General features: G+C 71.9%; 18 protein-coding genes. 8 read left to right on the forward strand and 10 right to left on the reverse strand.

All coding sequences use genetic code 11. The features are described from left to right. The first annotated feature begins 15 nt into the window (after nt 1-15). The 3 genes from NO900_RS09695 to NO900_RS09705 all read left to right on the forward strand — a co-directional run bounded on the left by NO900_RS09695 (nt 16) and on the right by NO900_RS09705 (nt 4,541). Nucleotides 16-2,427 carry a DEAD/DEAH box helicase gene (locus tag NO900_RS09695; protein ID WP_256409024.1) on the forward strand — a complete coding sequence of 804 codons (2,412 nt, stop codon included), beginning with the start codon at nt 16-18 and terminating at the stop codon, nt 2,425-2,427. 37 nt (nt 2,428-2,464) lie between these two features. Continuing rightward, nucleotides 2,465-2,911, forward strand: coding sequence for a phosphate-starvation-inducible PsiE family protein (locus NO900_RS09700; RefSeq protein WP_256409025.1), 447 nt, complete (start codon nt 2,465-2,467; stop codon nt 2,909-2,911). 97 nt (nt 2,912-3,008) lie between these two features. Next, on the forward strand, nt 3,009-4,541 hold the full coding sequence (locus tag NO900_RS09705; RefSeq protein ID WP_256409026.1) for a cryptochrome/photolyase family protein: 1,533 nt from the start codon (nt 3,009-3,011) through the stop codon (nt 4,539-4,541). Between the two features lie 329 nt (nt 4,542-4,870). Here the strand turns inward: NO900_RS09705 and mvaD are convergent, their stop codons facing one another. Beyond that, nucleotides 4,871-5,869, reverse strand: coding sequence for a phosphomevalonate decarboxylase MvaD (mvaD, locus tag NO900_RS09710; RefSeq protein WP_256409027.1), 999 nt, complete (start codon nt 5,867-5,869; stop codon nt 4,871-4,873). Between the two features lie 150 nt (nt 5,870-6,019). Between mvaD and NO900_RS09715 the strand changes: the two genes are divergently transcribed. Continuing rightward, nucleotides 6,020-6,379: a 2Fe-2S iron-sulfur cluster-binding protein gene (locus tag NO900_RS09715; protein ID WP_256409028.1), complete on the forward strand. Its 360-nt coding sequence runs from the start codon at nt 6,020-6,022 to the stop codon at nt 6,377-6,379. A 42-nt stretch (nt 6,380-6,421) separates the two neighbouring features. Here the strand turns inward: NO900_RS09715 and NO900_RS09720 are convergent, their stop codons facing one another. Next, nucleotides 6,422-6,742: an ASCH domain-containing protein gene (locus NO900_RS09720; protein WP_256409029.1), complete on the reverse strand. Its 321-nt coding sequence runs from the start codon at nt 6,740-6,742 to the stop codon at nt 6,422-6,424. 187 nt (nt 6,743-6,929) lie between these two features. On the opposite strand from NO900_RS09720, the gene pyrB reads away from it, so the two are divergent. The 3 genes from pyrB to NO900_RS09735 all read left to right on the forward strand — a co-directional run bounded on the left by pyrB (nt 6,930) and on the right by NO900_RS09735 (nt 9,470). Next, a complete protein-coding gene (gene pyrB / locus NO900_RS09725; protein WP_256409030.1) occupies nt 6,930-7,871 on the forward strand; it encodes an aspartate carbamoyltransferase in 942 nt (313 codons plus the stop codon). Further along, nucleotides 7,868-8,326: an aspartate carbamoyltransferase regulatory subunit gene (gene pyrI, locus NO900_RS09730; RefSeq protein WP_256409031.1), complete on the forward strand. Its 459-nt coding sequence runs from the start codon at nt 7,868-7,870 to the stop codon at nt 8,324-8,326. Before pyrB ends, pyrI begins: the two co-directional genes overlap by 4 nt. Before the next feature lie 283 nt (nt 8,327-8,609). Next, nucleotides 8,610-9,470 (forward strand): family 10 glycosylhydrolase, encoded by an 861-nt coding sequence (locus tag NO900_RS09735; RefSeq protein WP_256409032.1) that lies wholly within the window; start codon nt 8,610-8,612, stop codon nt 9,468-9,470. Between the two features lie 265 nt (nt 9,471-9,735). On the opposite strand, the gene NO900_RS09740 is transcribed toward NO900_RS09735, so the two are convergent. From NO900_RS09740 to NO900_RS09770, 7 genes are all read right to left on the reverse strand, one after another. After that, nucleotides 9,736-10,479, reverse strand: a complete 744-nt coding sequence (locus NO900_RS09740; protein ID WP_256409033.1) for a ThuA domain-containing protein — start codon at nt 10,477-10,479, stop codon at nt 9,736-9,738. 475 nt (nt 10,480-10,954) lie between these two features. After that, complete coding sequence (locus NO900_RS09745; RefSeq protein ID WP_256409034.1) at nt 10,955-11,407, reverse strand: DUF5804 family protein; 453 nt, start codon at nt 11,405-11,407, stop codon at nt 10,955-10,957. A gap of 88 nt (nt 11,408-11,495) precedes the next feature. Further along, nucleotides 11,496-12,698: a methionine adenosyltransferase gene (locus tag NO900_RS09750; protein WP_256409035.1), complete on the reverse strand. Its 1,203-nt coding sequence runs from the start codon at nt 12,696-12,698 to the stop codon at nt 11,496-11,498. Between the two features lie 93 nt (nt 12,699-12,791). Beyond that, nucleotides 12,792-13,913, reverse strand: a complete 1,122-nt coding sequence (locus tag NO900_RS09755) for a pyridoxal phosphate-dependent aminotransferase (RefSeq protein ID WP_256409036.1) — start codon at nt 13,911-13,913, stop codon at nt 12,792-12,794. A gap of 87 nt (nt 13,914-14,000) precedes the next feature. Beyond that, nucleotides 14,001-15,131: a transcriptional regulator TbsP domain-containing protein gene (locus NO900_RS09760; RefSeq protein WP_256409037.1), complete on the reverse strand. Its 1,131-nt coding sequence runs from the start codon at nt 15,129-15,131 to the stop codon at nt 14,001-14,003. 41 nt (nt 15,132-15,172) lie between these two features. Beyond that, nucleotides 15,173-15,913: a methyltransferase domain-containing protein gene (locus NO900_RS09765; protein WP_256409038.1), complete on the reverse strand. Its 741-nt coding sequence runs from the start codon at nt 15,911-15,913 to the stop codon at nt 15,173-15,175. Nucleotides 15,914-15,923: 10 nt separating this feature from the next. Next, complete coding sequence (locus tag NO900_RS09770; protein ID WP_256409039.1) at nt 15,924-16,346, reverse strand: nascent polypeptide-associated complex protein; 423 nt, start codon at nt 16,344-16,346, stop codon at nt 15,924-15,926. Between the two features lie 144 nt (nt 16,347-16,490). On the opposite strand from NO900_RS09770, the gene NO900_RS09775 reads away from it, so the two are divergent. Then, nucleotides 16,491-17,276: a creatininase family protein gene (locus NO900_RS09775; protein WP_256409040.1), complete on the forward strand. Its 786-nt coding sequence runs from the start codon at nt 16,491-16,493 to the stop codon at nt 17,274-17,276. On the opposite strand, the gene NO900_RS09780 is transcribed toward NO900_RS09775, so the two are convergent. Further along, nucleotides 17,270-17,977 carry a 6-hydroxymethylpterin diphosphokinase MptE-like protein gene (locus NO900_RS09780; RefSeq protein ID WP_256409041.1) on the reverse strand — a complete coding sequence of 236 codons (708 nt, stop codon included), beginning with the start codon at nt 17,975-17,977 and terminating at the stop codon, nt 17,270-17,272. The genes NO900_RS09775 and NO900_RS09780 overlap by 7 nt on opposite strands. Between the last annotated feature and the right edge of the window lie 122 nt (nt 17,978-18,099).

Raw genomic sequence — 18,099 nt, forward strand, 5'->3', positions numbered from 1 at the left:
CAGGGACCGATAGCCGTGGAGGACGCCATCGAGTGGCTGCGGGACCGACCGTTCTACGAGGGACAGATCGCGGAGCACCGCCGCCTCCCCGCCCGCGAGCCCGAGTTCGCCGACGTCGACCTCGCGCCGCGGATGGCCGACGCGCTCTCGAAGGACGGTATCGACCGCCTCTACCGCCACCAGGCCGACGCGATCGAGGCGGTCCGCGGCGGGGACGACGTCGTGCTCGCCACCGAGACCGCGAGCGGAAAGTCGCTCGCGTACACCGTCCCCGCCTTCGAGGCCGCGATGGACCACGGGGGGCGGACCCTGTACATCGGCCCCCAGAACGCGCTGATCGCGGACCAGGAGGAGTCGCTGTCGGCGCTCGCCCACGGGCTCGGCTTCGGGAGCGGGGTCTCCGTCGAGTCGTACACGGGCCGGCTCTCCCGCAGCGAGAAGCGAGAGGTCCGCGACCACGAGCCGACCGTCCTCCTCTCGAACCCGGACATGCTCCACTACGCGCTGCTGCCGTACGCCGGGCGGCTGTGGGAGTGGTTCTTCTCGTCGCTGGAGCACGTCGTGATCGACGAGGTCCACAGCTACCGCGGCGTGTTCGGCTCGCAGGTCGCCATGACCCTCCGCCGGCTCGCGCGGACCTGCGAGCGGTTCGGGTCGGATCCGCGGTTCGTCTGCTGCTCGGCGACGATCAACAACCCCGTCGAGCACGCCGCGGCGGTGACCGGCCGCGACCCGGACGGGATCGCCCTCGTCGACGAGGACGCGTCGGGGCGGGGCCCGCGCGACTGGGTGCTGTGGAACCCGCCGGAGTACGACGACGACTGGCAGGAGCGCGGCAGCGGCCGCCGGAAGTCGAGCCACACGGAGTCGAAGCGCCTCTTCTGTGACCTCGTCACCGCGGGGGCCCAGACGCTGGCGTTCACGCGGGCGCGACAGACCGCGGAGCAGTACGCGACCGACAGCGCGAGCGACCTCCGCGAGCGCGGCGAGCGCGACCTCGCGTCCAAGGTCGGCGCCTACCAGGCCGCCCTGACGGACGAGCGCCGCCGGGAGATCGAGGCCGACCTCCACTCGGGGGCGCTCCGCGGCGTCTGGTCGACGAGCGCGCTGGAGCTCGGCGTCGACGTGGGCGGGCTCGACGCCGTGATCCTCGACGGCTACCCCGGCACGCGGATGTCGGCGTACCAGCGCGCGGGGCGGGCCGGTCGGGGCGACGACCCCGCCCTCGTCGTGATGGTGGGCGGCGAGGACCAGCTCGACCAGTACCTGATGACCAACCCCGCCGACTTCTTCGAGGCGCCGCCGGAGGACGCGATCTGCGACCCCGAGAACGCCGAGCTACTCCCCGGCCACGTCGCCTGCGCGGCCGACGAGAGCTGGCTCTCGCCCGCCGACGAGCGCTTCTTCGGCGAGTCGTTCCCCGGCGTCGTCGCCGACCTGACCGACGAGGGGGTCCTCGACCGGCGGGAGACCGCCGACGGGCTGCGGTGGACCCACGCCGGCTCGTCGAGTCCGCAGCAGTCCGTGAGCCTCCGGACGGTCGGGGACCGCGAGATCGACCTGATCGACTCCTCGCGGAGCGAGACGGTGGCCTCGCTCGGCTTCGGCGACGCCCTGCGCGACGCGCACCCCGGCGCGATCTACCACCAGCAGGGCCGCACCTACGAGGTGACGGAGCTGGACCTCGGCCGCGACGTCGCCGAGCTGCAGTCCTCGTGGGCCGACTACTACACGCAGCCGCTCACGGAGAAGGACGTCGTCGTCAACGAGGACCTCGCGGAGCGGGAGCTCGCCGCTCGGCCCGACGTCCCGGTCCGGTTCGCGGACGTGACCGTCACGGAGCGGATTACGGGGTTCGTGCGGAAGGACGCCAAGACCGGGGAGTCGCTCGGCGAGTCGACGCTGGACCTCCCGGAGACGACGCTGCGGACGGAGGCCCTCTACCTCCCGGTGCCGGCCGACCTGGAGTCGGAGATGCGGGCGATCGGCGCCGGCGACGGCGACGCGGCCGAGGGGAGCGATAGGGACGGCGAGGCCGCCACCGACGGCGGCGAGGACACGCCCGACGGCGAGTACGCCTTCAACGGCGGGATCCACGCCGCCGAACACGGGATCATCTCGCTGTTCCCGTTCCACCTGCTCTGCGACCGCGCCGACGTGGGCGGCATCTCGACGCCGTACCACCCGCACACCGACGCGCCCGCGGTGTTCGTCTACGACGGCTACCCCGGCGGCGTCGGGCTCACCCGCCGCGGCCACGAGCGGATCGCGGAGCTGATGGCCCGCACCGCGCGGCTGATCGACGGCTGCGACTGCGAGGGCGGCTGTCCGGCCTGCGTCCAGTCGCCCCACTGCGGCAACGCCAACGACCCGCTCGCGAAGGCGCCCGCGGTCCGTCTGCTGGAGGCGTTGACCCCCGACGGGTAGGCAAAAACGACTTGCCGTCCCCGCGCGAGGTGGGCCCATGGCGGTCGACCTCGAAGACGCGACGGAGCCGGCCGCGGTGGCGATGGAGTGGCTGGTGCTCGGCGCCGCCTACTTCCTCCTCCTACTGTTCCTCATCGGCCTGTTCGACCTGTTCCTGTCGCTGTACGGGCTCGTCGTCAGCGGCGCGATCGCCGACCCGATCGCGGTCGTCGACCTGCTCGACAGCGTCCTGCTCCTCCTCATCATCGTCGAGGTCCACCGGACGCTCGTCGCGTACGCCAAGGGCGAGCCCGTCCTCCGGATCGTCGTCAGCGCGTCGATCATCGCGGTCGCCCGCCGCGCGATCAGCTTCCGGCTGGAGGACTACGGTACGGGCCAGGAGACGGTCCTCGCGGCGCTCGCGATCGCGGTGCTGGTCCTCGCGCTCACCGTGGGGTACTTCCTCCTCGACCGGGTGGACGTGCCCGGCAGGCCGGAGCTGTGAGCCGACCGGACGGCGGCGGTCCGTGACCCGATCGCCGTCGGTGCCGTGAAGCGACGGTCGCCGGTGGTTTCACGGTCCTCGCACCCGTGGCGATCCCATGGAGCTGTTCTGGCACCGGCGGGACCTCAGGCTCGCCGACAACGTCGGGCTCGCGGCCGCCGCCGACCGGAGCGCGGTCGCGGGCGTCTTCGTCTTCGACGACGACGTGCTCGCGCACGCGAGCGACGTGCGGGTCCGCCGCCTGCTCGACGGGCTCGCGGCGCTGCGGGACGAGTACTGCGACCGCGGCAGCGACCTCCTCGTCGCCCGCGGCGACCCCGAGACCGTCCTCCCCGGGCTGGCCGACGCGCTCGACGCCGACCGCGTCGTCTGGAACCGGGACTACTCGGGGCTCGCTCGCGAGCGCGACGCCGCGGTCCGCAAGGCGCTCAACGAGGCTGGAATCGAGCGCGAGGCGCACCACGACGCGGTGTTGCACACCCCGGACTCGATCCGCACGAACGCCGGCGACCCGTACTCGGTGTACACCTACTACTGGCGGAAGTGGACCGACCGCGAGACCGACCCGCCCGCGCCGACGCCCGAGGCGACCGACCTCGTCGACGCCGACGCGCTGGCGGCGACGCTGGAGGGTGACGACGGCGCGCTCGCCGACGGAGGCGTCGCGACCGACCGCGTCGCCGTCGGCGACCTGCCCGCGCCGGCGGACCTCGGGTTCGCGGAGCCCGACGCCGACGTGGGTCCCGCCGGCACGGCGGCCGCCCGCGAGCGGCTCGACGCGTTCCTCTCGGAGGCGGTGTTCGCGTACGACGACGAGCGCGACTACCCCGCCCGCGAGGCGACCTCGCGGATGTCGGCCTTCCTGAAGTACGGCGAGATCGGGGTCCGAGAGGCGTACGAGGCGACCGAGGAGGCGATGGCCGCGGCGGAGGCGCGGGCCGAGGGGGACGGGGGATCCGACGGAGACGGCGACGCCGAGGACGACGGCGGCCCCGTCGCCGCGGTCGAGGAGTACCAGCAGCAGCTCGCGTGGCGCGAGTTCTACACGCAGGTGCTCTACCACAACCCGGCGGTCGTCACCGAGAACTACAAGGCGTACGAGGAGGGGATCGAGTGGCGCGACGACCCCGAGGAGATCGCGGCGTGGAAGCGCGGCGAGACGGGGTACCCCATCGTCGACGCCGGGATGCGCCAGCTCCGCGAGGAGGCGTTCATGCACAACCGCGTGCGGATGATCGTCGCCTCCTTCCTGACGAAGGACCTGCTCGCCGACTGGCGCCACGGCTACGACCACTTCCGGGAGAGACTGGCCGACCACGACACCGCCAACGACAACGGCGGGTGGCAGTGGGCGGCCTCCACCGGGACCGACGCGCAGCCGTACTTCCGCATCTTCAACCCGATGACGCAGGGGGAGCGCTACGACCCGGAGGCGGAGTATATCAAGGAGTACGTCCCCGAGCTTCGGGGACTCGACGCCGACCTGATCCACGGGTGGCACGAGCTGTCGCCGACGCAGCGCGCGAACGCGGCGCCCGAGTATCCATCCCCGATCGTCGACCACTCGGAACGGCGGGAGGAAGCGCTCGCGATGTACAAGCGAGCGCGCGGTGAGGATCCGGAGGAATAACTGGAAGCCGGTGAGAGACACGTCGTCGTTCGCGTGACGAGACACGTCGTCGCTGCGACGACGAAGGCCTCCAAAGCCCCAGCCGCGAGGACGGCGCACGCTCGCTGCGGTCCTCGACCGTTCGCTTCGCTCACGGTCTGCGGTCCTTACGTCGCCGTGCTTCGTCCTCGCGGCTGCCCCTTTGAATTCCGCCCGCATAGCACCGCAACCACACCTCACGCCTCCCCAGCCTCGCCGCGGCCGCCAGCGGCGGCCGCGGGCTCCCTCGCACGCGCGGTTCGCGCCCGACGGGCGCTCACCGGCGCGCGCCACCGCATCGCCGATTCGGTTTAAAACAGCGCCTCGCTCTCGTCGAGGACGCGCGCCGGGCCGCCGACCTCCCAGACGTCGGTGTCGACGCCGATCTCGGCGATCCGGCTCTCGACCTCGTCGGCGTGGTCGGCCAGCGTGTTCACGTACACCGAGGCGCCGGTGTCCGTCGAGAAGTAGACGGGGACGCCCGACTCGCGGAGTTCGCGCACCGCGTTGAAGACGGCGATCGTCTCGGGCTGCCAGTACACCCAGCCCGCGGGGCCGGTCATCGTGGTGGCCGTCAGGGAGAGCGAGTCGTGCTCGGCGGTCTCGAAGATCCGGTCGAAGTCGCCGTCGCGGAGCGCGTCGGTCATCTCGACGAGCTGGTCCTGCACGTGGGCGGTCCGCGCCTGCATCATGTGGCTCGCCGCGGCCTCGCGGTGCGCCTCCTCCGTCTCTTTATAAGCGGGGACGTGTGCGGCGACGATCCGGAGGTCCTCCTCGGGGTCGAACCCGTCCTCGCTCACGCCGACGTCGAGCCGATGCGAGCGGCAGTCCGCGTCGTTGAGCCCGGCGTCGAGCCGGGAGTAGGCGCCCGTCACCGAGCGGGCCGCCGAGGAGGAGCCGCGGCGGGCGACCGTGGAGACCTCGGGGAGCGAGCGGTCGAGCCCCGCGGCCTCGACGAGGGCGAGCGCGGCGGCCGCGAACCCCGACGAGGAGGAGCCGAAGCCGATGTTCGACGGGAAGGAGTTCTCGCTCTCCAGCCGGACCGCGGCGTCGACGCCCGCGAGTTCGCGGACGTGGTCGACGACCATGTCGATGCGCTCGGCGGCGCGACCGTCGACCTCCTCGCCGCCGATGACGTAGGCGTCCTCGCTCGCGTCGGGCTGCCACTCGACGGTGGTCGTCGTCGCGGTCGGGGCGGTACAGAGGCTGATGCTGTCGTGGTACGGGAGCCGGAGCTCCGGGTCGCGCATCCCGTGGTACTTGACGAGCCCCTGGATCGGGTGGGCCCGCGCGGTTGCCTTCTCGGTCATACCTCGGGAAGCGTCCGGCGGGGGATTAGTCGTTGCGATGGGCGGGAGCCGAGTCGATCGGCGACCGGCTCTCGCCTCCCCATTCGGTCCCCGCGACGGCGACGCGATCGAGGGGAACCCTTTTTGACCGGTCGGCGGGTACTCCGCGCCATGACCGAGTACACCGTCGAGTTCGTCGGCACCGGCGAGACGATCGAGGTGGCCGACACGGAGACGGTCCTCAGCTCCTGTATCGAGGCGGGGATCGCTCAGGAGTACTCCTGCCGCGTCGGGATGTGTCTCGCCTGTTCCGCCGAGATCGTCGAGGGGGAGGTGACCCAGCCGGCCGCCCGCGGGCTCACCGACGAGGAGGCGGAGGGGTACGCGCTCACCTGCATGGCGCGCCCGCAGTCCGACCTGAAGCTCCGCCGCGGCAAGTACCCGCCGAGCATCGAGGACGAGGAGGCGACCGCCGCCGAGAGCGGGGGCGACTCGGGCGGCGCCGACGGCGCGGCCGCGGACGACGACTGAATCGGCTCGCTACCCCCCTCTCGGCTCCTTTTCTCGACTCCGCTACTCGTCGACGCGCTCGAAGCGGTGACGGACCACGTCGGCGTCGTCGTCCCAGTCGAAGCTCCCGCCGTGCGCGCGCACCATCCGCTCCTTGTACGCCTCCAGCGACGGCGACCCCTCGCGCTTCGCGTCCGCGTCGGTCATGTCGCCGAGGGTGCGCTCGGTGACCTCGGTCAGCTCGAAGGTCACGCCGTCGACCTCGAAGGTGTCGCCCTCCTCGCCGTACCGATTCCCGCGGTGGAGCTGGGTCACGTCGCCGTCGAGCGCGCTCCGCTTCACGCGGTCGTTCGGGAGCAGGTCGGCCGGGTCGTTCTCGGACATGAACGCTGGTAAGGCACGGATTGGCTTATAAGCGATGCCGGCAACCGTCGAGGGCCGAACCGCGCCGTCGCGCCCGGCGCTCTGCGAATCTCGAAGCCGCCAACCGCGGGGATCTCCACGGACGTGATCACCCGAGTCGCCGGCCGAGCCGAGGGATTCAAGACCGTGCCAATCCCCTTCTCCGACGATGCGTCAGGACCACCTCATCACCGCGACGCAGCTCTCGCGGGGTGACATCGAGGCGGTGCTCGACCGGGCACGGGAGGTCGCCGACGAGCCCGCCGCCTTCGCGGACCGGCACGCCGGGCGCGTGCTCGCGCTCTGCTTCTTCGAGCCGAGCACGCGCACCCGGATGAGCTTCGACAGCGCGGCCAAGCGCCTCGGGATGGACACCGTCGACATGGGCGACGTCGACTCCTCGTCGGTCTCCAAGGGCGAGTCGCTCTCGGACACCGTCCGCGTCATCGAGGGCTACGCCGACGCGCTCGTCCTCCGCCACCCGAGCGAGGGCGCCGCGACGCTGGCCGCCGAGAACGTCTCCGTCCCCGTCGTCAACGCGGGCGACGGCGCCGGGCAACACCCCTCACAGACCCTCCTCGACCTCCACACGATCCGCGAGAACCACGGGCTCGACGACCTCACCGTCGGGATCATGGGCGACCTGAAGTACGGGCGGACGGTCCACTCGCTGGCGGCCGCGCTCACCGAGTTCGACGCCAACCAGCACTTCGTCAGCCCGGAGTCGCTGCGGCTCCCGCGCTCGGTCCGGTTCGACCTCCACGAGACCGGCGCGCAGGTGCGCGAGCACACCGACCTGGAGGCGGTGCTCGGCGAGCTCGACGTGCTGTACGTCACCCGGATCCAGAAGGAGCGGTTCCCCGACGAGAACGAGTACCACCGCGTCGCCGGCGAGTACCGGATCGACGCCGAGACGCTCGACGACGCCGCCGACGACCTCACCGTGATGCATCCGCTCCCGCGGGTCGACGAGATCGCGCCCGACGTCGACGAGACGGAGCACGCCCGCTACTTCGAGCAGGCGCACAACGGGATCCCGGTGCGGATGGCGCTGCTCGACGCGCTGCTGGAGAACGCCGAGGCCGCCGAGGGGGTGGAGGCCGACCGATGAGCGACCACGAGCTCCGCGTCTCGAAGATCCGCGACGGCACCGTGATCGACCACGTCGAGGGCGGGCAGGCGCTCAACGTGCTCGCCATCCTCGGCATCGACGGCTCTGAGGGGTTCGGCGTCTCCGTCGGGATGAACGTCCCCTCGGACCGGCTCGGCCGCAAGGACATCGTGAAGGTGGAAGAGCGGGAGCTCTCGCAGTCCGAGGTCGACGTGCTCTCGCTCATCGCGCCCGAGGCGACGATCAACATCGTGCGGGAGTTCGAGGTCGTCGAGAAGAACCGGGTGACGCGCCCCGACACCGTCACCGGCGTGCTCTCGTGTCCGAACCGAAACTGCATCACGAACGCCGACGAACCGGTCGAGACCCGGTTCGACGTGGTCGCCGACGGCGTCCGCTGCGACTACTGCTCGACGATCCTCCGCGCCGACATCGCCGACCACATCGACGTCTGATCCGCACGGAGTCTCGCGGTCTTCGCTCGTCCGCTCGCCCGCCGCGTCCGACGCTCCGGTAGATTTTAGCGCCCGCCGCTCGACGTATCGAACATGAGCAAGAAAGTCAAGCTCGTCCTAGTCGTGTCGCTCGTCGCGCTCGCGTACTTCCTGTTCGCCGGCGACAAGGAGCCGGTGACCGTCGAGTAGCGACCCCGTCGACCCGGCACACCCCGATACCGGCGGCGAACTCGGCGCGGGCGGATGCCCGCCGTTTTTACCCCGCAACCGCGTAGCGACGGGTATGTACGGGGTCGTCACGCGCAACGCCGACGAGGTCGAGATGGAGCCGTTCGACCTCGGCTTCTACGAGGTGAAAGACGTCACGGGGCGGGCGGCCGCGCCGCTCGCGAACGCCGTGAACATGGTGTCGTGTTTCGGCGACAACGCCGCGGCCGCCGAGAACCCGGACCTCGTCCCCGTGGACGGGCGCGGCGAGCCGGCGACCCGCGACCGCGACTACTTCGACTGGGCGTACATCTGCCCGACCCACCCGGAGTACCGCGAGGGCCTGCTGGAGATCATCGAGGACTGCGCCGCCGAGAGCGACGACGTGCGGCTCGACGACGTGGGGTTCCCGCGCGAGGGGTTCTGCCGGTGCGACCGCTGCGAGCGGCTGTTCGCAGAGAGCGACCGCGACGACTGGACCGACTGGCGCGCCGACGTCATCACCGAGTTCGTCGCCGACGCCGCCGACCTGGTCCCCGGTCGCGTGCTGCTCACGCTGTACCCCGACCCGTACCCGGGCCACCTCCGGGCGCGGGCCGGGCTCGACCTCGACCGGCTCGCCGAGCACGTCGACGAGTTCGTCGTCCCCCTGTACGACACGGAGTACGCGACGACCTACTGGCTGGAGACCATCGCCCGCGGCTTCCGCACGCGGCTCGGCGGCGACTACGACGTTCACGGCGCGCCGCCGGAGACCCCGTTCTCCCTGGAGCTGTACGCGGTCGACGTCGCCGTCGACGACCTGATCCACGCGACCGAGGTCGCCGAGACGTACGCGAAGGACGTGTTCTTCGGCTACGACGCCAACAACGCGGCCGCCGCGCTCCGCCGGAAGGACGCCGACGGGCGCGACGGCGAAGTCCATCGGCCGGAGTGAGGGATCGCAGCGGCCCGTCCGACGGTCACGTGAACGAGGGTTTAAATACGGCCGCGGCGGACGCCTACTCGACCGGCCGCCGGCGTGCGACATCACCGGTCGTCTCGCGTTCGCGCGAGGCGGTCGCCTTTCAACGTCCGCGCCGTAGCGGCGGTCGCCCCACAGTCGCGAGCCGCCGGCTCGTCGGTCCCGTGAGGCGGTCGCCGTCGACACAGCGGGGCGGTCGCGCGTCGAAAGCGCCCGCATCGGGGCGCCCGCCGTCCGATCAGTGGACCGTCCGATCGTCGCTCGTGTCGATCTCCTCGATCGGGTCGGCGTTGCCGAAGTCGGGCGTCGGCCCGTCGCCCGGCGCCGCCCACTCGACAGCGTTCCGAAGCACCCGTCGAACGTCGTCGTTGTAGTATATCGGATACGTCTCATGACCCGGTCGGAAGTAGAACACCTTCCCGTTGCCGCGGCGGTAACAGCAGCCGGAGCGGAACGTCTCGCCGCCTTCGAACCAGGAGTTGAAGACGAGGGTGTCCGGTGCGGGAACGTCGAAGCGCTCGCCGTACATCTCCGCCTCCTCGACCTCGACGTGCTCGCCGATCCCGTCGGCGATCGGGTGGCCCGGCTCGATCGTCCAGAGCCGCTCCGTCTCGGCCGCCTCCCGCCACTTCAGCGAGCAGCTCGTGCCCATGAGCCGCTTGAAGATCTTCGAGTAGTGCGCGGAGTGGAGGACGAGGAGCCCCATCCCGTCGAGCACGCGCTCGCGGACGCGGTCGACGACCGCGTCGCGCACCTCGTCGTGGGCGGCGTGCCCCCACCACGTGAGCACGTCGGTATCCGCCAATACCTCCTCGGTGAGCCCGTGTTCCGGCCCCTCGTCGAGCGTGGCGGTGCGGACGTCGTGGCCCGCCGCCTCGAAGACCTCGGCGAGGACCGCGTGGATCCCGTCGGGGTACACGTCGGCGACGACCTCTCTCTCGCGCTCGTGGCGGTACTCGTTCCAGACCGTGACGCGTGCCATACGCCCCGTCTCCGCCGGACCGACTTGTAGGATCGTATCCGGAGCGAAAGCGATCTGTGCGGTGGCGCGCGCCTTCGAGCGCCCGAAGGGCGCGAGAAGCGCGTGCGAGGGACGCGGTGAGCGCTCGGAGAGCGCGAACCGCGAGGCTGGGGAGGTGTGAGGCTGTGGTGCTGTGTGGAGCGGGGTGGGAATCAAAGGGGCAGCCGTGAGGCGGGCGCAGGCGAAGCAAGCACTGGAACGAGGGAGCGAACGGAGTGAGCGACCGAGTGAAGCGCGCAGCGAGCGTGCGCCCGCCTCACGGCTGGGGCTTTGGAGGCGTTTGCCGCGGGTCCGCCAGTACGCATTTATAATCGAGCGGCTGGGGCTTCGGATCTCTTCACCGCCAGGTCTCGGTCAGTCACTTATAAACGAGAACAGTCAAGACTTCGGACCTGCTTACCGCGCTCCACGCTGAGCGAACGCTCGCCTCCACCACTTATCCCGAAAATTCCGACTCGCTCACCCGGACGATCACCGTCTCGTCGACGTCGCGGAGGTCGTACTCGGGCGTCTCGCCCTGCGTCCGCCGGACGTACAGCGGCTCGACCGGCCGCTCGTCGACGAGCCCGAACACCTTCAGGCGCTGGTCGGTCTCCTCGGGCGGGACCGCGCCGTCGCGCACCTCGCGGGCGAGGTCGCGCGAGAGCCACTCGTCGGTCGAAATCGACGGCTCGCGGACGAGCGCCTCGTCGACGAAGCGCGCGAGGTACCAGTTGAGGTCGTTCAACAGCGCCACGGCGGCGCCGAGGCTCACGGTGTCCACGGCGAGGCTGTTCGCGTACGGCTCCTCGATGTCGTACGTCGCGAGCGCGTCCCGGGCGGTCTCGCGGGACAGCAGCTCGTAGGTGAGGTCGACGTCCGGGTCGCCGAGGAGACACACCCGCGTCACACGCTACCGGACTCGCCGGCCCCCCAAATCGGTTGCGGTCGTCGGGGCGTCGAGTAAGGAGCCGACCGACGGCACGGCCGTCCTCGGCTCAGAACGTCGAGACGTCGCCGTCGATGACGCTGCGGGTCACGTCGGTGACGTCGGCCAGCTCGCGGTCGACGATCTCCAGGACGTCCGCCTCGATGTCGCCGATCGCGACGCCCTCCTCGGTCACCAGCTGCGCGTCGGCGACGTGCGGCTCGTCGATCGGGCGCCCGATCTGCGAGAGCAGCCGGACCTGCAGGTCGCGGATCCCGTCGACCTCGTCGGTGACCGACTCGGCGATCCGCGTCGAGAGGAGGTTGTAGATCTTCCCGATGTGGTTGACCGGGTTCTTCCCGGAGGTCGCCTCCATCGACATCGGGCGGTTCGGGGTGATGAGGCCGTTCGCGCGGTTGCCGCGGCCGACGGAGCCGTCGTCGCCCTGCTCGGCGGAGGTGCCGGTGACGGTGAGGTAGACGGAGCCCTCGTCGTAGTCGTCGGCGGTGTTGACGTCGACGCCGACCTCGCGGTCGGTGCGGGCCTCGGCGAGGTCGGTGACGAACTCGCGCACGCTCGCGACCGCGTCGTCGTACTCCTCCAGCCCGTCGACGTAGGCGTCGACCATCGCGGCCGCGACCGTGATGTCGATCCGGTCGCCCTCGCGCTTGCCCATGATCTTCACGTCGGGGCCGAGCTCGGGGTGGTCGTCGTGGTACCGGCCGTTGAGCGCGCGCTCGGCCTCGCGGACGATGGTCTCGGTCTCGGTGAGCGGCGCGTGACCGACGCCGAAGGAGGTGTCGTTCGCCATCGGCACCTGCTGGGTCTCCTCGCCGAACACGTCCTGGAGGTCGCCGGAGCCCTCGCCGAGCTTCGCGTCGATGACGACGTCGGTGCCGTACTCCAGCTCCGGGAGCGCCTCGCCGAGGTAGTCGCGGGCGGCCGCCAGCGCGGTCGAGTCGACCGGGAGCTGCTCGCCCTCGTACTCCTTCGTGGCGCGCCCGACGATGAGCACGTAGATCGGTTCGACGACCTCGCCGCCGCCGTACGCCGGCGCGGCGCGGCCGGCGACGAGCTGCGTCTCGTCGGTGTTGTAGTGGAGCACCTTGCCGACGCGGTCCAAGTAGAGCTGCGAGAGCGCCCGCGACACCGACTCGGCGATACCGTCGCAGATCGAGTCCGGGTGTCCGACACCCTTCCGCTCGACGATCTCGACCTCCTGGTCCTCGACGGCCCGCCGGTCGAGGCGGCTGACCTGAATGTTCCGGTCCATTACCCCTCGGTACTTCGTCGGTCGCAGTATAACTTGCGGAAACCTCTCGCCCCCGGCTAATGCCCTAGGGTTATTTTTCGGCGGCGCCCGACGCTACCGTACCGCCTCGTACGCCTCGCCCATCACGTCGAGCGCCTCGCGGAGCTCGCTCTCGTCGGTCGCGTACGAGATCCGGGCGTGGCCCCGTCCGTGCTCGCCGAACGCCTCGCCCGGGACGACGATCACCCCGCGGTCGATGCACTCGTCGACGAACCCCTCGGGCACGCGGGGCATCGCGTAGAAGGCGCCCTGCGGCGTGGGGCAGTCGAGCCCGATCTCGTCGAACCCCTCCAGCAGGAGGTCGCGGCGGCGCTCGAAGGAGGCGGTCATCTCGTCGACGATCCCGCGGTCGCCCCGGAGCGCGCCCTCCGCCGCGTACTGCGCCGGCGCCGACGCGCAGGCCTGCGCGTACTGGTGGACGCGCAGCATGCGCTCGACGCGCTCGTCGGAGCCGTACACCCAGCCGAGCCGCCAGCCCGTCATCGAGAACAGCTTCGAGGCGGAGTTGACGACGACGACGCTGTCCGTCTCCGCGAACTCCATCGGCGAGTAGTGCTCGCCGTCGAAGACCGTGTACTCGTACACCTCGTCGGAGAGACAGAGCACGTCGTGCTCGTCGGCGATCCGCGCGAACTCCCGCACGTCGGCCTCGGAGGAGACCGCGCCGGTGGGGTTGCCGGGCGAGTTCACCACGAACGCCGCGGTGTCGTCCGTGATGGCGTCCTCGATCGCGGCCGGGTCGATCGTGAGGTCGTCGCGCAGCGGCGCGGGCACGGGCTCGCCGCCCGCGAGCTTCGTGAGCGCGTCGTAGGAGACGAACCCCGGGTCCGGGATCACGACCTCGTCGCCCTCGTCCACGTGCGCCTCCAGCGCGACGTGGAGCGCCTCGCTCCCGCCCGCGGTGGCGATCACGTTCGCGGGGTCGAGGTCGACCCCCTGGTCCGCCCGGTGCTTCGCCGCGATCGCCTCCCGGAGCGACCGGATCCCCTTGTTCTCGGTGTAGGCGTCGGCCTTCCCGTCCTCTATCGCGTCGACGGCCGCCCGGCGCGCGTGCTCCGGCGTCGGGAAGTCGGGCTGTCCCAGCCCGAGGTTGATCGCGTCGTCGCCGGCCGCCTCGAACACCTCGCGGATCCCGCTGATGGAGATCCGCTCGACCCTCTCGGAGAAGTTCGGCATACCCGTTCGGGGGCGCCGCCGGGAGTTAGTTCTTGTCACGTTGGCGCCCGGCGGCGCGCTCGGCGGGAGCGGAGCGACGGCCGACCGCTACTTGCGGTCCCACACCGGTCGACGCCCCGCGCCGCCCGCACCGGAGCGGGGCGTCCCGTTCCCGTCGAGCGGGAGCGCGAACCGCCCGCGGAGCACGCTGAGCACCTCCGTCGGCTCGGCCCGGAGGAGCGCCTCGTCGACCGCCCTGAGCCGGAGTAGCGGCCGCCCCGGTCCGGTGGGGACCCTGATCGACTCGATCAGCTCGCGCTCGACGAGCGCGCGCCGGTCGGCCGTGAGCTCCTGTCCGGGCGCGACCGCGACGCGGTCCTCCCCAGCCGCGACCCGGTCCTCTCCGGACGCGACGCGGTCCTTCCCAGCCGCGACCCGGTCCTCTCCGGACGCGACGCGGTCCTCCGCGCCGCGGTCCGCCGCGTCGCCCTCATTCCCGTCGCCCCGGTTCCCGCCGCCGTCGACCCACTGCCGGAGGTCTCGGAACAGGTGGTCGTGGCGCGCGGCGAGCGCGACCAGCAGGGTCCGGTCGGTGACGGTCCCGGTCCGCCCGACCGCCCCGTGGTCGAGCGCGTCGAAGATCGCGGCCACGTCGTCCGCGAACCGGTCGTCGAGGGTCTCGCGCGCCGCGTCCAGCAGGCGGGTGCGCGGGGGCATGCCGACGGTCGCGGGCGTCGCCGCGTCGAACCGCGCCGCCGCCGCGCCGAACGCCGCCGAGGCGGTCTCACCGCTCGTCTCGGAGACGAGCGTTCGGGCCGATCCCGGGCCCGCGACCGCGTCGACCCGATCGGGCGTCGCGAACGCGAGCGGGCGACCCGCGGTCTCGGTGTCGGCCGCGCCGCCTCGCCCCGCGTCGTCGGCGAGCGTCCGGAGCTCGAACTCCCCGGCTGCGACCGCCTCGGCGACGGCGGTGCCGAGGACGACCGCCCGGCCGAGCGCGTCGACGGCCCCGGGACGACAGGCGATCCGCCAGGGTTCGTCGTCGTCGGTCCGCCGACGAGCGGCGAGGACCGGCGGGAGCAGTCCGAGGGGGACGCCGACGGCGACGACGCCGGACCGGCCCGCGAGGGCCGACTCCAACGCGGACGAGAGCCCCTCGTCGTACTCGTCGACCGCGGCGGCGACCTCGGAGGGCTCGTCGGTGGATGCGTCGCCGTTCCCGCCTCCCGGGGGAGCCATACGCTCCGTGGCGGCGGAACCGGAAAGAACGTTGCGCCGGCTCAGGGCGCCCGCGCGAGGACGAGGTACCCGGTGTGGCCGACGCCGGCGGTCGAGGGGCGGGAGCCGCGCTCCGAGAACTCCATCTCGCGCTGGATCGTCTCCAGCGTCTCGATCCCGTCGAGGCCGGCCTCGCGGGCCGCGAGGACCGCCTCGCGCGTCCCCTCGACGAACGGGGAGTAGACCGCGAGACAGCCCCCGGAGACGAGCAGCTCGTCGGCGCGCTCGACGACAGTCGGCGCGTCGCCGGTGTCGAGCGTGAGGGCGTCGAACGGCTCGCCCTCGGCGAGCGCGTCGAGCTCCTCGGTGAGGTCGCCGGTCCGGACCTCGACGCGGTCGGCGACCCCCGCGGTCGCCATGTTGGCGCGGGCGACGTCGGCGAACTCGGCGTCGACCTCGTAGGTCGTCACGTCGGCGCCCGCCCGCCCGAGGTACGCCGCGAGGATCCCCGTCCCGGTGCCGGCGTCGAGGACGCGGTCGCCGCCGGACGCGCCGGTGTGGCCCATCACGAGCCCCACGTCGCGGGGCATCATCGGGGCGCCGGTGCGTTCGAGGTGGTTGAACAGGTCCGGCCCGCGGAGCTCGCGGACCGCGAAGGCGGTGCCGAGATGCGTCTCGACGGTGTCGCCGCCCTCGACGTCCTCGGGGACGTCGAGCACGCCGAGGTCGGTGCCGAACTCCTCGCCCGGCTCCAGCAGGTACTCCCGGTCGTCGCGAACCAGCAGGTACGCGGCGTCCGTCACGCCCGATCAGTCACTCCAGGGCCGCGATGGCGGCCGCGAGGTCGCCGTCCGCGTCTTCGAGGGCCTCGCGGGCCGTCGACTGCGGGACGCCGGCGCGCTCGGCGACCAGCGCCACGTCCTCGTCGGGGATCGCGTCGGCCGTCCCGTCGCCGTCGTCGGCCGCCTCGTCCTCGATCGCCGCCGCGCCCGAGTCGCCCTCGACCGCCGAGGGGGTCCCGCCGGCGTCGGCGACCTCGTCGGGCGAACCGACGATCTGGTAGGTCTCCTGACCCTGCGCGTCCATCTTGGTCACGTCGGCGCCGTCGAAGACGAGGTCGTCGCCGTCGGCCGTCTCGATGACGACCCGCTCGGCGTCGATCTCCTCGACGTCGATCCCCATCTGTTTCATCATCTGTTTCATCTTCCGCGGATTCATGCCGCCGCCTCCAAACATGGGAGAGCGTTCGGCCGGACGGCACAAAAAGGGTGGCGACACGGGACGATACCCCCGTCGACGGCCGAATCGGGCGAGCGGGACCGAGACGGCGAACCGCGCCGGAACGGCCGGGTTCATACGTCCCGAACCCCACCTCAGAGTATGTACCTCGCCGACCACACGTGGCCGGAGCTCGGAGCGAAACTGTCCGACGAGTCCGTCGCGCTGGTCCCGCTCGGCTCCACGGAACAGCACGGCCCGCACCTCCCGCTGGCCACCGACCACCTGATCGCGGAGGCGCTCGCGAGCGCGGCCGCGGAGGAGACCGGCGTCGTCCGAACCCCGACGGTCCAGGTTGGCGTCAGCCCGCACCACCGGCAGTTCCCGGGGACGATGTGGGTCGACCCGCCCGAGTTCCGGGACTACGTCGAGGGGTTCACCCGGAACCTCGCGTACCACGGGATCGACCGGGTCGTCTACGTGAACGCCCACGGCGGCAACGTCCAGCACCTCCGCGAGGTCGGTCGGCGGCTCCACGAGGACGGCACGACCTACGCGCTGGAGTGGATGTGGGACGAGTCGATCCCGGAGCTCGTCGACGAGCTGTTCGAGCACAACGGGCCGCACGCGGGGCCGAAGGAGACCGCGATGATCACCCACATCGCCCCCGAGCTCGTCCGCGAGGACCAGTTCGAGAACGCCCGCGACGACGGGCTGGTCCACCTCGACGAGTCGGACGCGGTCGTCCACGGCGCCCGGACCTTCTACGACTCGGTCGACAACTCCGCGAACGGCGCGTTCGGCGACCCGACCGACGTGACCCCGGAGAAGGCCGAGCGGCTGTTCGAGGCGGCGACCGACCAGCTCGTGCGGCTCGTCGAGTGGCTGGAGGCCCGCGACCGCGAGGAGCTGCTTCCGAAGGAGCGCGTCGAGTCGTCGCCCTACTGACCGCTTCCGGACAACGCCGCGTCGAGCGCCGCGTCGGCTGCCTCCCGCCGCCCGTCGAGGACCCCGAACCGCTCGCCCCGGCGGCGTTCGAGCCACCGCAGCAGGCGCGCGGCCCAGTCGAGCTTCCTCGCCTTCGTCGGGCCCACGTCCGGGTCGTCGAACGCCCAGCCCGGGAAGACGAGCCGCCCGGCGCCGACGTGGTCGGCGAGGAAGGCGGCGCGGTCGCCGTCGGTGAACCCGCCGAGGTTCGCGACGGGACCCGCCGGCGCGGCCTGCGTCGTCGCCAGCGTCCGCTCGTCGGCGAACCGCGGCAGCCACTCGCGGACCGCGGGGACGTTGTCGCCGTGGGCGTGGGCCGCGACCGGGACGCCCTCCCGCGTCAGCGCCGCCGCGGTCTCCGGGTTCTTGTCGAGGTCGGTCACCATGCAGTCGACCGCGACGCCGCGGTCCCTGAGGACGTCGGCGGCGGTGGAGGCGGCGACGACGACGTCGGCGTCGCGGGCGATACCGACGTCGTCGACGAGTCGCGGCGCGGCGCCCGCGACGGCGACGGTCTCGCCGCGCCAGTCCCCGAGGCGGTCGAGCGGGAAGGGGGTCGCCAGCTCGGCGGCGACGTCGCGGGCGCGCTCGTCGGCGGCCCGATCGAAGCCGAAGTCCGCGAGGATCGCCTCGTACAGCGGCTCGAACGCCTCGAAGTTCACGGCGTCTCCCCCGGGTCCGAACCGTCGGGCCTCTCGTCTCGGGTCGGCGCCGCGCGGCGCCGCCGCTGGCGGGGTGGAGTACGGTATGGACCGGAGTGGCACAGAGTACCCCTACCCGCGTG

The organism is Halorubrum rutilum, assembly GCF_024494565.1.